The sequence below is a fragment of the Hymenobacter sp. BT559 genome, from assembly GCF_016427535.1.
Lineage (GTDB): Bacteria > Bacteroidota > Bacteroidia > Cytophagales > Hymenobacteraceae > Hymenobacter.
In genome coordinates this window covers 69448-82037 of sequence record NZ_JAELXV010000009.1, presented here as the reverse complement: position 1 = coordinate 82037, position 12590 = coordinate 69448, and the positions used below count along the sequence as shown (strand labels likewise).

Genomic DNA, 12590 nt, shown 5'->3' with positions numbered 1-12590 from the left:
GTTGGGAAGTAAGCGTATTGTGCAGGCGGAGCCAGGCCCTCCCCCTTAGGGGTGCACCAGCGACCAGCCCTGGGCCTGCCGGATAATCAGCTCCCCGTTGCCGCTGGGCACGTAGGCGATGAGCGGCAGCAGCTCGTCCTTGCTTATCTTCTTCTCCTTGAGTGTGTTCAGGCACTGCGACAGGATGACGCCCTTCGCCTTGAGGGCGGTTAGCGGCGCCTCGTAGGGCTGGTCCTTGCGGAAGAGGGCGGTGCCGTTGCCGAAGGCCACCAGTTCAATAGTAATCTTCCCCTTCAGCCGCGCGTCTTCCAGCGCGTTGTTGATGTTGCGCAGCGTTTGCTGAATGAGCTTGGGGTCGTCGCTATCGAGCTGGTACACGGCGTTGTAGTGGGCCTGGTCGGCGGTCGCGCCGGCGAAGGTGCCTTTCTGGAATGCCTCGGCATCGTGCATAGCGGCGGGGGTTTGGGCGCGGCCCGTGAAGGAAAGACCCGCGATGAGCGCGGCGGTCAGAAAGAAGCTTTTCATGGGAGAAAACTGGAAAGAAAAGAGGGGTTTTGCCGCACTTATTCCGCGCCTTTTTTGCCCTGGCTCATGGCGGCGTAGGGGCCAAACTGGTGCTGGTGCTGCGTAAACTGGTCGGCGTAAGGGGGGTAGGGGCAATCGACCGGCTTCTTGCTTAGGTTGGGGTAGTCTTTGGCGAGGTGGGCCATTTGGGGCCGGGGCATCGAGTTGAAATAAGCGGCCACGTCGTAGGCCGCCTCGTCGCTGAGGACGGTGTGCTCGGCGGTAGCCCCGAAGGGCATGTTAGCCTTCACGAAGCGGGCGGCCGTTTGCAGGCGGTGCATGCCGGCCCCGTCGTTGTAGCTGTCGGGGCCCCACAGCGGCGGGTACTGGTACTGCCCGCTGCTGCCGGCGCGCTGGCCCTGGCCGCCCGCGCCGTGACAGCTGGCGCACTGCTGGGCAAAAATGAGCTTGCCCTGGCCCAGGTCGGCGGCCCGGTTGGGCATCGTGAACTTGACAAACCCCTGGCCCTTCACTTTCTCGCCCACCGGTACCTGGCGGCCCAGCCATTTCATGTACGTCACCATGGCCTTCATCTCCTTGCCGTCAAGAGTCAGCGGCTGGCCGTTGAGGCTGCGCGTCATGCAGCCGTTGATGCGGTCTTCGAGGGTGCTGATGGCGTTTTCGCGGCCCTTGTAGGTGGGGTAAATGCCCCAGATGCCCACGTAGGGAGCCGAAAACGCCTTCTGGCCGGCTTGCAAATGGCAGTTCTGGCAGGCCAGGTTGCTGCCGGCCAGGCGCAGCAGCGGGTCCTTGGCCTGGGGCCCCAGGTACTGCGGGGTATGGGCAATCAGCTCGTGGCCGTAGCGAATCAGCTCGCCCTCGGGGTTGTTTTGCACGCTGTCGAGCAGGAAGCGCGCGGGCGTGAAAAAGTTAACCAGCTGCGCCCTAGCCGGCTGCGCCGCCGCACCGGCCGGCGGGGCCGCGGCGGCTACCGGGGCCCCGGGCTTGGGCGGAAACACCAGCACGTAGGCCGTCACGGCCACCACCAGCACCATCAGCCCAATAACCCAGGTGAGCAGCCCGGCGACCTTGATGAACACCTGCTTGTCTTCGGGTTGCAGGCGGGGCGAGGGCTCGGCGGGAGTTTCCATGACGAAAAGGGTGGGAATGGGAAGGAAAATTATCAGCAGGCAAATCCATGATTACTAAGTGATTCAGCCCAGATTGGTCGCCTTCGCCCCGCGGGCCGGGCCGCCTAAACGGCGTGCAAAATGACGTAGAGCGAGGTGGTCGAAATCACGACCCACAGCAGCACGCCCAGCACGTAGGGCCGGATACCCACCGAGCTCACCACCTTGGCCGAAAGACCCGCGCCGATAAAGAAGAGCGTCACCGTGAGGCCGATTTTGGCCAGGTTCACCATCACCGGGCCCAGCGCCTTGGCGGCGGGGATGTAGGCTGGGGCGAAGGTGTTGAAGAGCATCGCCAGGATGAAGCCGAAGATGAAGTAGGGAATCGAGATTTTAACTCCTTTCTGCTTGAAAATCATGGCCGTGCCGATGGCCACCGGAATAATCCAGAGCGCCCGCGCCAGCTTCACCGTCGTAGCTACTTCCAGGGCCTGGTTGCCGTAGGCCGCCGCCGCGCCCACTACCGAACTCGTGTCGTGGATGGCGATGGCGCACCAGAGGCCAAACTGGTTCTGGCTCATGTGCAGGGCGTGGCCAATGGGCGGGAAGGCGAACAGCGCAATGGCGTTCAGCACGAACACCGTGCCCAGGCCCACCGACATCTCCTCGTCTTTGGCCCGCAGCACCGGCCCGATGGCCGCGATGGCTGAACCGCCGCAAATGGCGGTGCCGCACGAAATGAGGTGCACTACGTGTTTGCTCAGCCCCAGCCACTTACCTACGAAGTAGCCCAGAAACAACGTACCGAAGATGGACACGACCGTGAACAGAATCCCTTCTTTGCCCGCCTGCACCGCCGCGTGGGCGTTCATGCCGAAGCCCAGGCCGATAACCGAGAATTGCAGCAGCTTGTGGGTGAAGGCTTTGGTGTGGCTGGTGAAGGGGTTACCTACCGTTTGGGCCAGCACCAGCCCCAGGGCCAGCGCGATGGGCGGCGAGGCCCAGGGCGTGAGGCAGAAAATGAGAAACAGGGCAAACACCACCTGCCGCAGCGTAAACGTGCGCCCAAACAGCTCGTGCGGCGTGTGCAGCGAGCGGAAGATGCCAGTGGTGGTTTCGGGCTCGTCGAGGGTGGTTTCGGCGTGCTCCATCTCGGCCGAAGAGGCGAAGAGCAGCGGCTCGGCGCTGTGCTCGGTGGCCGGCGCGGCGGGGGGAGTAGTATTAGGGTGCTGGGTCATGGGGGAGAGCTGGTTAACTGCTGTAAATTTACGGCAAAGCTCCCTGTTTAGATTATCCCATAATGTTATGAGCAATAACCATTGGTTATGAAAGGCAGTCGCAAGACAGGTCGCACAGCCGGATAAACTGTTGGGCAGCAAGCAGGAGCACCTCGCCCGTGCGCCACGCAGCGGCGAGCGTCCGCGCCAGGTACAGGCCCCGGATGGGTATTTCTTCCAGCTGCCCGCTCACCAGCTCGGCCATCAGGGCGCGGCGCGACAGAAAGCCCAGCGCGCCGGGCATGGCCAGCAGGTGGGCTTTGAGGGCCTCGTTGCCGGTGAAGTAGCGCGGGGCGGGCAGGTCGGCCAAGCGCACGCCGTGGGTGAGCAGCGCGGCTTCGACCACGGCCAGCGTGCCCGAGCCGGGCTCGCGCAACGCCCAGGGGTGGCCCAGGGCCTCGGGCAATGCCAGCGGGGCGGCGGGCGGCCCGGCCGGCGTGGCCCCGCGCACGGCCACCAGCTCGTCGAAGAGCAGCCGCTCGTAGCGCAGGCCGGGCAACCGCTCGGGGCCTTCCACAAAGCCCAGCGCCAGCTCGCCGCGCAGCAGCGCCTGGGCTACCTGCGCCGAGTTGGCGGGGTGCAGCGCCACGGCTACCGCCGGGTGCCGGGCCCGAAAATCGGCCAGCAGCCGGGGCAGCACGTAGCGGGCCAGGGTGGCGCTGGCCCCGATGTGTAGGGTAGGCATAGTAGAGAAGAAAGAATAACTAGCTTTTTGCCAACTAGTTGCCGGCTGCTTAAAACTAGTAAAGGCACCGGAGGGTGCCTTTACTGCTGGCGCTAGCCCGGCCGGTTGGCCGGCCGGCTAGAGACTGGTTTGCTCGTTTTTCAAGTCGTACACGTCGCCCCCAGCGTAGCGCGGGTCGTCGGCCGCGTAAGCAGCGCGCTCCACGTCCTCGTCTTTGCCCTGGGCGGCCTCAATGGCGGCGGTGTCCTGGTTTTGCTCCACGTGGCCGCGCTGCTGGCTGGGCTCGTAGGGGCCGGTCTCGCAGCCGCCGTGGGTGCCTTCGGGGTCCATATAGCCGCCCACGTACTGGCGGTTGGGGTGGTGCTCCGGGGTAGCAGGCACGTTGGCCGGGTCGCCAAAGGTGCCGTAGTGCGGCGTACCGGCGTGGGCCGCATCGGCTGGCTGCTCGGCGGGAGTGGGCTGCGAATCGGGGGAATCGGCGGGCTGGCTCATGGCAAAAAGGGAAAAAGTGAAGAACTAATGTACAGCAAACTGGCGGCGGCTAGCAGCAAAAGCCACTGCCGCTGGCAAGTGATACGGCAAAAGTAGCGGCCCTCATTGAATTTTGGTTATAGCAAATAGTTATTGCTAATAACCAAACTCGCTACCTTGCTTTGCTGCCCGCCTGCTGCTGGGCAAAGCTCCAGAAGCGCTGGGCGGTGCGCGTCAGGGGCTGGCCCTGCACCCACACCGCCTCGAACTGCCGGGGCAGCGTGAAGCCTTGCACAGGTATTTCTTCGAGCAGGCCCGCCGCCAGCTCGCGCCGCAGCGCCTGCCGCGACACGAAGCCCACGGCTCCCGGCGCGGCCTCCAGGTAGGTCTTGATGGCCTCGGTGCTGTCCAGGTAAATCGCGGTTTTCAGCTCGCCGAGCTTGATTTTACGCTCGCGCAGGGCCGTTTCCAGCACATCGAGCGTGCCCGAGCCGCGCTCGCGCAGCACCAGGGGGCTGGCCAGTACTTCAGCCAGCGGCAGGGGCCTAGGGGGCGAGCCGGCGGGCGTAGGCTGGCGCACGGCCACCAGCTCGTCGGGCAGCAGCAACTCGTAGTGCAGGTCGCGGTTTTTGGTGCGGCCTTCCACGAAGCCCAAATCCAGCTCGCCGCGCAGCAGGGCCTCGGCGATGCGCTCGGAGTTGACGTTGAGCAAGCTCAGCTGCACCCGCGGGTAGCGCGCCTGGAAAGCGGGTAGCCAGGCCGGCAGCACGTACTGGGCCAGGGTGGTGCTGGCCCCCAGGCGCAGGCGGCCGGCGGCCTCGTCGGGGTCGCGCAGGCCGAGCAACTGCTCGTCGAGCTGCTGGGCCGAGGCGGCCACGGCTTCGGCGTGCAGCAGCAGCAGGCGGCCGGCTTCGGTGAGCAGCACCTTGCTGCCGCTGCGCTCCAGCAGGCGCTGGCCGTACTGGGCCTCCAGCTCGCGGATGTGCTTGGTGACGGCCGGCTGGCTCACGAACAGCTCCTGCCCGGCCTTGGTGAAGCTCAGGTGCCGCGCCACGGCGGCAAATACGCGAAGGCGAAAATCGGACATGGGCGCGAAGGTCGGGGCTGTAGCGCGGACTTTGCGGCGAAAAGGCCGGCCGGCCCGTATGGGCCTTCCACTTCATTCGCTGCTGCATGTTCGCCCACTTATCCATTCCCCTTTTGCTACTTGCCTTCGCGGCGGCCGGGGCGGCCGTCTGGGTGGCCGGCGTTTACCTTGCCAACGCTACCTCGGTGCTGGCCAAGCGCTTCGGACTAGGGCAGGCGCTGGGCGGCTTGCTGCTGCTGGCGGTGGTCACCAACTTGCCCGAGCTGGCCATCACAGTCAGCGCGGCCCTGAGCCAGCACCTGGAATTAGCCATCGGTAACATCTTGGGTGGCATTGCGATGCAGACGCTAGTGCTGGTGGTGCTCGACGTGTTTGGCCTGGGCAAAAAAGCGGCCCTCACCTACCAGGCCGCTTCGCTGGTGCTGGTACTGGAAGGCGTACTGGTGCTGGCCGTGCTGGCGGCCGTGCTGGTGGGCAGCCAGCTGCCAGCCGCCCTTATCGTGGCCCGCATAACCCCGGCGGGCCTGCTCATCTTGGGGCTCTGGGTAGTGGGCCTATGGCTGATTGGCAAAGCGCAAAAGGGGCTACCCTGGCAGGCGCACGACGCGGCCCCGGCTGGCAGCCCGCCGCCCAAGCCAGCGGCTCCGGCCCAGCCAACGCCCCCGGCTAGCACCTGGCGCACGAGGCTGGTGTTCCTGGCTGCGGCCCTCGTGACGCTGGTGGCGGGCGTGGTGCTGGAGCGCAGCGGCGACGCGCTGGCCACGCATTGGGGCCTGAGCGGGCTGCTGTTTGGGGCCACGGTGCTGGCGGCAGCCACCTCGCTGCCCGAGGTTTCGACCGGCCTGGCGTCCATGAAAGCGGGCGAATACCAGCTGGCCATCAGCGATATTTTTGGGGGCAATGCCTTTTTGCCGGTGCTGTTTCTGGTGGCCAGCGCGCTCTCGGGCCAGGCCGCGCTGCCCCACGCCGGCAAGGCCGACCTCTATCTCACGGGCCTGGGCATGCTGCTCACCTGCGTGTACGTTTACGGGCTGGTTTTCCGGCCGCAGCGGCAGGTGGCCCGCATGGGCCTCGACTCGCTGGTAGTACTCGGGTTGTATGCCCTAGGTATGCTGGGACTGTTAGCTATCAGTACCTAACGAATACTAGTGCCCTCCTCACCGCCCTACTCCATGCCCGACCTCGTATTGCTGCGCCACGGCGAAAGCACCGCTAATTTAGCCAACGTATTCACCGGTTGGACCGATGTGAACCTCACCCCGCAGGGCGTGGCCGAAGCCCACCGCGCCGGCCAGCTGCTGCGCCAGCACGGCTTCCGCTTCGACGTGGGCTACACTTCCGTGCTCAAGCGCACCATCAAAACGATGGACATCGTGCTGGAAGAGCTGGACCTGCTTTGGATTCCAGTGCAGAAAACCTGGCGGCTCAACGAGCGTTTTTACGGGGCGCTGCAAGGCCAGAACAAGGCCGAGGCCGAAACTCAGTATGGGGCCGAACAGGTGCTTAAGTGGCGGCGCGACCCCTACGCCCACCCGCCCGCCATCACGCCCGCCGACCCCCGCTACCCCGGCCGCGACCCGCGCTACCAGCACCTCACCGACCGCGAATTGCCCCTGACCGAGAACCTGAGCGAAACCCTGGCCCGCGTGCTGCCCTTCTGGACCGAGACGGTGATGCCCGCCCTGCGCCAGCAGCAAAAGGTCATCGTCTGCGCCCATGGCAACAGCCTGCGCGCCCTGGTGCAATACATCGACAAGCTCACCGACGAGCAGATAACCCAGCTCGACATCGTGACCGGCGTGCCGATGGTGTACCAGCTCAATGATAATCTAGAACGGGTAAATCATTATTTGCTAACGGAATAGGGCTGCGGCAACGCCGCTACCTGCGCGGCCAGCTGGGCCAGCTCCTGCTTCATCAGCGCCACGCTAGATTCGAGCTGGTCGTAGAAGTTGGCCCGCATTTGCAGCTCGCTGGCCGCGTAGGTGCCGCCGCGCCCAAAGAGCAGGTGCAACAGGCGCTGCCGGTCGGCGGAGCTTTTGGCCCCTAGCTCGCCGGTGGTTTGCCAGCGGTGCAGCAGGGCTTCGCGCCGCGAAAGCGCGCCCGCCGCGCCAGCGGGGGCTGTGAGGTAGGCCCACACCGGTGCGGCCAGGGTGCGCGGCTGCGTAGCCACCGGCCCTACGTCAACCAAGCCGATGTCGGCCAGCGCGTTTCGGCGGTGCGCGTAGGGAATGCGCGTATCGGGGGCGTAGAGGCTGAGCAACCCCAGCGCTGCCCCGGCCAGGCCAAACACGATGCCGACCGGGCGGTAAATCGACTTGCGCACTTCCAGCAGCGCCAGCCCGCCGGTGACGACCGTGCCTAGGGCCCCGAGTACGATGGCCAGCAGCGTGTAGCGCCGGATGCGGCTAGCGGCTTGGTCGAGCAAGTAATCGGCCACCTGGTCGGCGCGCTCCTCCTCGCAGTCCAGTTCGGCGGTGGTGCTTCCCACCAGCAGGGCCAAGGCCGCCAGCTGCTCGCCCACGCGCTGCTGGGCGTTCAGGCGGGCCAGCGAGCCGGGTGGGGCCGCCACCAGTTGGTGCAGGGCCGGCCCCAGGCCGTAGCGGTTGGCGGCGGCCAGCGTGGGGGCCGTGAAGTGGCGGCGCAGCAGGATATCGGCCGCTAGCTGCGTGGAAGTCAGCACCGGGCCGGGGAGCGGGTAAGCCAGCTCGGCGGGGGCACACGCCACGGCTGCCGCCGGCGCGTTCAGCGCCCGCGAAGCGCCTACCTGAGCTACCACACAGCCGCTCAGCCAAGCCAGCAGGGCAAAGCTGGCCCCGGCAGCCGCCCGCCACCGCCGGGCCGCAGACAAAAAGGGGAAACGGGTCATGGCAGCAGGCTAAGGAGCTTCCTTAACGGCCGGGCCAGCCACAAGTTTTTTTGGCGATATCGCCAGCAGGTTGCCCTATTGCCACAACCTGCCCATCGCCGCTCCGTATAAGGGCGCAGTACGGTGATGGATTTCCACCGCGAACCGCCGGCGCCTGGTGCGCTGCGCTGATGATTCCTACGAGACGGCTGGCCCTAGTGGCTACGCCGAGTAGTTCATCCTAGCGTTCGCTCCCGTGGCTTATCCCCCTATTTACGCCCGCTTGGTACCCGCCCGCTTACGGGCCCTCTCCCCTACCCCCACGGTTTGGTTTATGCTACGCTGGCTGCTGCTGGCGAGCTTGGTCGGCGCGTTGGCCGGAACCGCTTCGGCCGGCTTTTTAGTCAGTCTGGAATGGGTGACGCGCTGGCGTGAGGCCCACTCGTGGGCCCTGGCCCTGCTGCCGGTAGGCGGTCTGCTAGTGGGCCTCGCCTACCACCGCTTCGGCAACCGGGTGGTGAAAGGCAACAACCTGATTTTGGATGAAATCCACGCCCCGAGCGAAGTGATTCCGCTGCGGCTGGTGCCGCTGGTGCTGGGCGGCACGCTGCTTACGCACCTGTTTGGCGGCTCGGCGGGGCGCGAGGGCACGGCCGTGCAAATGGGCGGGGCGCTGGCCGACCAGCTCTCGCGCTGGCTGCCCCGGCGCGAGCGGCACCTGCTGCTCATCGCGGGCATGAGCGCGGGCTTTGCGTCGGTATTTGGCACGCCACTGGCCGGGGCCATCTTCGGGTTGGAAGTGTTTTTACTCGGCTCGATGCGCTACGAAGCCATTCTGCCCAGCTTTCTGGCCGCCGTGGTGGCCGACGTGGTGACGCGCGCCTGGGGCGTGGGCCATACGCACTATCCCGAGCTAGCGGCCCTGCCGCTCACGGCCACGGGGCTGGGCTGCACGCTGCTGGTGGGGGCCCTGTTTGGCCTTACGGCCCGTAGCTTCGCTACCCTTACCCACTGGATAAGTAAGCAATTTGCTCGCATACAGTACGCGCCGCTGCGGCCGGTGGTGGGCGGCGTGCTGGTAGCGGGCACCATGTGGGGCCTGGGCACCATGCGCTACGCCGGCCTGGGCGTGCCGGTCATCGTGGAGGCGTTTGAGCACCCGCTGCCGCCCCAGGATTTTGCCTGGAAGCTGGCGCTCACGGCCCTCACGCTGGGCGCGGGCTTCAAGGGTGGCGAGGTCACGCCGCTGTTTTTCATCGGCGCAGCGCTGGGGTCGGCGCTGGCTCCGGTGCTGCCGCTGCCGGTGGCCCTGCTGGCGGGCATGGGCTTCGTGGCCGTGTTCAGCGGGGCGGCCAACACGCCGCTGGCCTGCCTTTTCATGGGCCTGGAGCTGTTTGGCACGCACGCGGGCATCTACCTGGGCGTGGCCTGCGTGGTGGCCTATTTGTTTTCGGGCCACAGCGGTATTTATACTGCCCAGAGAGTGGGCCACCCCAAGCACCCGCTGCTGGGCCGCCACCTCGGCCGCCGGCTGGGCGAGCTGCATCAGGCGGCGCGGCAGCCCTAGCCCCTCGGGCCACTCCCAGTATTCTTTCCTCTCTTACTGCCTGCTCGTGATGCTCCATCACCTTCAACTGCTGGATACGCGCCTACTGCTGCTGGCCAACTGCCACCACACCCCATTCTGGGATGCGGTGCTGTGGTGGGCGAGCCAGACGTTTACCTGGGTGCCGTTCTACGCCGCGCTACTGGCGGTACTGGTGGGCAGCTTTGGCTGGCGGGCCTGGGTGCTGGTGCCGCTGATTGCGGTGCTTATCCTGGCCAGCGACCAGCTGGCCTCGGGCCTGCTCAAGCCCTGGGCGCACCGCCTGCGCCCCAGCCACGAGCCGGGGCTGGCGGGGCAGCTGCACCTGCTGCACGGCTACCGGGGCGGCCCCTACGGCTTCGTGTCGTCGCACGCCGGCAACGTGTTTGCGCTGGCTTTTTACTTGTTGTTCACCGCCCGGCACCGGCTGCCGTGGCTGGCCGGGGTGCTGTTTCCGTGGGCACTGCTGGTGGCCTACAGCCGGGTGTACCTGGGCGTGCACTACCCCTCCGACGTGCTGGCACCCGTCCTGTTGAGCATCCCCCTGGCTTATGGCGTGAGTCGCCTCTACGCCTGGGGGGCCGCGCGCTGGCTACCGGTTGCTGCTACCACCCCTATTCTCCCCACTGCCTGATGCTCAGTCCACTGCCTATTCCGCCGGCCGGGGAGCCACTCCTCTCGCCTACTCACCAACGCGTACTTAGCTCGCTGGTGCTGCTGCTCGAAGACCGCCTCACCGCCTTGCAGGCCCTGCTAGGGCCGCACCCGCCCGGCATCGCCCAGGTATGGGCCGATGACTTGAGTACCGCCGAGCACGCCGGCCTCACCGCCACCGCCGAGGCTTTTCGCGCCGAACTGGCGGCCCTGCACGCCACTTACCGCCTCGATATGCAGCCCCGCTCGCCCCGCCACGAAGTGGCTTTTCGCGCCGCCCAGCTCTGGGAGATTCTGGGCGATGCGCCGGCCGCCAAGTTCAGCGGCTACGGGGCCCTACCCCCAACCCTGGCGCCCGACTGGGATGCCCGCGTGCAGCGCCTCACTGCCCTGGCCAACCAGCTGCTAGCGCAGGCAAACGCGCCCGATTCGGCCACTACGCCCGCCTGACCCTTGTACATCAGACTTTCCCCTTACCCTTTTTCCCTCAACCCCCCCATGAAAATCACCTCGCTCACCGCCCTCGAAGTCCTCGACTCGCGCGGCAACCCCACCGTGGAAGCGGATATTACCCTCGAAGGCGGGGCCACCGGCCGCGCCCTGGTGCCGGCCGGCGCCAGTACCGGCGAGAAAGAAGCCGTGGAGCGGCGCGACAACGACCCGAAGCGCTACGGCGGCAAGGGCGTGCAACACGCCGTAGCCAACGTGCAAGGCGAAATCGCCCAGGCGCTGCTGGGCCAAGAGCTGGCCGACCAGGCCGACCTCGACCACCGCCTGATTGCCCTGGACGGCACCGATAACAAGTCGCGCTTAGGGGCCAACGCCATCCTGGGCGTGTCGATGGCCTACGCCCGCGCCCTGGCCGCCGCCACTGGCCGGCCGCTCTACCGCCAGCTGGCCGACCAGGCCAGCTACGTGCTGCCCGTGCCCTGCCTGAACGTGCTCAACGGCGGCCGCCACGCCGACAACAACGTTGATTTTCAGGAATTCATGATTGCCTCGCACAACGCGCCCACCTTTGCCGAGTCCATCCGCATGAGCGTGGAGACGTTTCACGCCCTCAAGGCCCTGCTCAAGCAGAAGGGCTACTACACGGGGGTAGGCGATGAGGGCGGCTTTGCCCCCAACCTGAAGTCGAACGAGGAGGCCGTGGAGCTGCTGCTCGAAGCCATCACGCAGGCGGGCTACCGGCCGGGCACCGACATCTCGCTCTGCCTCGACCCGGCGTCGAGCGAGCTGTGGGAAAAAGGCCAGGGCGGCCAGCCGGGCCAGTACCGCTTGTTCAAATCGACCAAGCAAACCTTCACCTCGGCGCAGTTCAATGACCTGTGGGTGAGCTGGGTAAGCCAGTACCCCATCATCCTGCTCGAAGACGGCATGGGCGAGGACGACTGGGCCGGCTGGCAGCTGCACACGCAGGCGCTGGGCCGCAAAATCGAGCTGGTGGGCGACGACATTTTCTGCACCAACCCCGCCATTCTGCAAGCCGGCATCGACCAGCACATTGCCAACTCAGTGCTCATCAAGCTCAACCAAATCGGCACCGTCACCGAAACCCTGGAAACCGTGCGCCTGGCCCAGGCCAACGGCTATAATCAGTTCGTGTCGCACCGCTCGGGCGTTTTTTCGACCCGGTGGCCTCGCTAGTTTGAGAGGTGCCTGAGGCCAGCAATAAATGTCTCATGTGCTGTTCTCATGAATCAACGGCTCGCTATCTTTGCGCCCATTGACTTCCTGAGAATACCGCCTATGATTTTCGGCTATGCCCGCGTGAGCACCCCCGACCAGCAGCTGCACCTGCAGACCGATGCCTTGCAGGCCTACGGGTGCGCCGAGGTGGCCCAGGAAAAAGTGTCGTCGGTCAAGGAGCGGCCAGCGCTCCAGCACCTGCTGACCCGCCTGCGGCCGGGCGACGCATTGGTGGTCTGGAAGCTGGACCGGCTGGGCCGTTCGCTAAAAGACCTGGTCACGCTGGTGACGGGTTTTCAGGAGAAAGGCATCCACTTCGTCAGCTTGCAGGACCACTTGGACACGACCACGGCGCAAGGACGGCTCATGTTTAATCTATTTGCCTCGCTGGCCGAGTTCGAGCGCGACATCATCCGCGAACGGACCCGGGCAGGACTGACGGCCGCCCGCGCCCGCGGCCGACAGGGGGGGCGGCCAAAAGGGCTTTCCAAAGAGGCCTTATCGAAAGCCCAGGCCGCGAAGACCCTTTATCTGCAGCAGGACAAGACGGTGGCGGAAATTGGCCAGTTGCTCGGCGTCGGCCGGGCCACCATTTACCGCTACCTCGCGCATTTGGGCGTCCCGACGGGCGGCAGCCAGGCCAGCTAGTAAGCGCCGCCC

General features: G+C 66.0%; 14 protein-coding genes and 1 riboswitch. Of the genes, 7 read left to right on the top strand and 7 right to left on the bottom strand.

Annotation, left to right across the window (positions count from 1 at the left end):
* Positions 1-45: 45 nt before the first annotated feature.
* The 6 genes from JAO77_RS22010 to JAO77_RS21985 all read right to left on the bottom strand — a co-directional run bounded on the left by JAO77_RS22010 (position 46) and on the right by JAO77_RS21985 (position 5154).
* Positions 46-525: a DsrE family protein gene (locus JAO77_RS22010; protein WP_140469330.1), complete on the bottom strand. Its 480-nt coding sequence runs from the start codon at positions 523-525 to the stop codon at positions 46-48.
* 38 nt (positions 526-563) lie between these two features.
* Positions 564-1655 carry a c-type cytochrome gene (locus JAO77_RS22005; protein WP_140469329.1) on the bottom strand — a complete coding sequence of 364 codons (1092 nt, stop codon included), beginning with the start codon at positions 1653-1655 and terminating at the stop codon, positions 564-566.
* Positions 1656-1759: 104 nt separating this feature from the next.
* Positions 1760-2872 carry a YeiH family protein gene (locus tag JAO77_RS22000; protein ID WP_235998559.1) on the bottom strand — a complete coding sequence of 371 codons (1113 nt, stop codon included), beginning with the start codon at positions 2870-2872 and terminating at the stop codon, positions 1760-1762.
* Positions 2873-2957: 85 nt separating this feature from the next.
* The gene (locus tag JAO77_RS21995; protein WP_198992705.1) at positions 2958-3596 is read right to left on the bottom strand and encodes a LysR substrate-binding domain-containing protein; all 639 of its coding nucleotides are present in this window, start codon (positions 3594-3596) and stop codon (positions 2958-2960) included.
* Positions 3597-3713: 117 nt separating this feature from the next.
* Positions 3714-4088, bottom strand: coding sequence for a hypothetical protein (locus tag JAO77_RS21990; RefSeq protein WP_198992704.1), 375 nt, complete (start codon positions 4086-4088; stop codon positions 3714-3716).
* Positions 4089-4239: 151 nt separating this feature from the next.
* Positions 4240-5154: a LysR substrate-binding domain-containing protein gene (locus JAO77_RS21985; protein ID WP_140469326.1), complete on the bottom strand. Its 915-nt coding sequence runs from the start codon at positions 5152-5154 to the stop codon at positions 4240-4242.
* Positions 5155-5267: 113 nt separating this feature from the next.
* Between JAO77_RS21985 and JAO77_RS21980 the strand changes: the two genes are divergently transcribed.
* Both JAO77_RS21980 and gpmA read left to right on the top strand, forming a co-directional pair.
* Positions 5268-6293, top strand: a complete 1026-nt coding sequence (locus JAO77_RS21980) for a sodium:calcium antiporter (protein ID WP_235998558.1) — start codon at positions 5268-5270, stop codon at positions 6291-6293.
* A gap of 33 nt (positions 6294-6326) precedes the next feature.
* A complete protein-coding gene (gene gpmA / locus JAO77_RS21975) occupies positions 6327-7019 on the top strand; it encodes a 2,3-diphosphoglycerate-dependent phosphoglycerate mutase (protein WP_193560217.1) in 693 nt (230 codons plus the stop codon).
* On the opposite strand, the gene JAO77_RS21970 is transcribed toward gpmA, so the two are convergent.
* Positions 7001-8023: a hypothetical protein gene (locus JAO77_RS21970; protein ID WP_193560216.1), complete on the bottom strand. Its 1023-nt coding sequence runs from the start codon at positions 8021-8023 to the stop codon at positions 7001-7003. The genes gpmA and JAO77_RS21970 overlap by 19 nt on opposite strands.
* Positions 8024-8136: 113 nt before the next feature.
* Positions 8137-8210: riboswitch (Fluoride riboswitch) on the top strand.
* A 48-nt stretch (positions 8211-8258) separates the two neighbouring features.
* Between JAO77_RS21970 and JAO77_RS21965 the strand changes: the two genes are divergently transcribed.
* From JAO77_RS21965 to JAO77_RS21945, 5 genes are all read left to right on the top strand, one after another.
* Positions 8259-9569 (top strand): voltage-gated chloride channel family protein, encoded by a 1311-nt coding sequence (locus tag JAO77_RS21965; protein ID WP_370550326.1) that lies wholly within the window; start codon positions 8259-8261, stop codon positions 9567-9569.
* A 49-nt stretch (positions 9570-9618) separates the two neighbouring features.
* Positions 9619-10221, top strand: coding sequence for a phosphatase PAP2 family protein (locus JAO77_RS21960; protein WP_198992702.1), 603 nt, complete (start codon positions 9619-9621; stop codon positions 10219-10221).
* Positions 10221-10691 (top strand): hypothetical protein, encoded by a 471-nt coding sequence (locus tag JAO77_RS21955; protein ID WP_198992701.1) that lies wholly within the window; start codon positions 10221-10223, stop codon positions 10689-10691. The genes JAO77_RS21960 and JAO77_RS21955 overlap by 1 nt, the downstream gene beginning before the upstream one ends.
* A gap of 48 nt (positions 10692-10739) precedes the next feature.
* Positions 10740-11888 (top strand): phosphopyruvate hydratase, encoded by a 1149-nt coding sequence (gene eno, locus JAO77_RS21950; RefSeq protein WP_198992700.1) that lies wholly within the window; start codon positions 10740-10742, stop codon positions 11886-11888.
* Between the two features lie 102 nt (positions 11889-11990).
* Positions 11991-12578: a recombinase family protein gene (locus JAO77_RS21945; protein ID WP_198992699.1), complete on the top strand. Its 588-nt coding sequence runs from the start codon at positions 11991-11993 to the stop codon at positions 12576-12578.
* The last annotated feature ends 12 nt before the right edge of the window (positions 12579-12590 follow it).

Bases quoted from the DNA above. Each gene is read 5' to 3' on its own strand.
- gpmA (WP_193560217.1), top strand. From the start codon at position 6,327: ATGCCCGACCTCGTATTGCTGCGCCACGGCGAAAGCACCGCTAATTTA.
- JAO77_RS22005 (WP_140469329.1), bottom strand. From the start codon at position 1,655: ATGGAAACTCCCGCCGAGCCCTCGCCCCGCCTGCAACCCGAAGACAAG.
- JAO77_RS21945 (WP_198992699.1), top strand. From the start codon at position 11,991: ATGATTTTCGGCTATGCCCGCGTGAGCACCCCCGACCAGCAGCTGCAC.
- eno (WP_198992700.1), top strand. From the start codon at position 10,740: ATGAAAATCACCTCGCTCACCGCCCTCGAAGTCCTCGACTCGCGCGGC.
- JAO77_RS21985 (WP_140469326.1), bottom strand. From the start codon at position 5,154: ATGTCCGATTTTCGCCTTCGCGTATTTGCCGCCGTGGCGCGGCACCTG.
- JAO77_RS21995 (WP_198992705.1), bottom strand. From the start codon at position 3,596: ATGCCTACCCTACACATCGGGGCCAGCGCCACCCTGGCCCGCTACGTG.
- JAO77_RS22010 (WP_140469330.1), bottom strand. From the start codon at position 525: ATGAAAAGCTTCTTTCTGACCGCCGCGCTCATCGCGGGTCTTTCCTTC.
- JAO77_RS22000 (WP_235998559.1), bottom strand. From the start codon at position 2,872: ATGACCCAGCACCCTAATACTACTCCCCCCGCCGCGCCGGCCACCGAG.
- JAO77_RS21970 (WP_193560216.1), bottom strand. From the start codon at position 8,023: ATGACCCGTTTCCCCTTTTTGTCTGCGGCCCGGCGGTGGCGGGCGGCT.
- JAO77_RS21960 (WP_198992702.1), top strand. From the start codon at position 9,619: ATGCTCCATCACCTTCAACTGCTGGATACGCGCCTACTGCTGCTGGCC.
- JAO77_RS21955 (WP_198992701.1), top strand. From the start codon at position 10,221: ATGCTCAGTCCACTGCCTATTCCGCCGGCCGGGGAGCCACTCCTCTCG.
- JAO77_RS21990 (WP_198992704.1), bottom strand. From the start codon at position 4,088: ATGAGCCAGCCCGCCGATTCCCCCGATTCGCAGCCCACTCCCGCCGAG.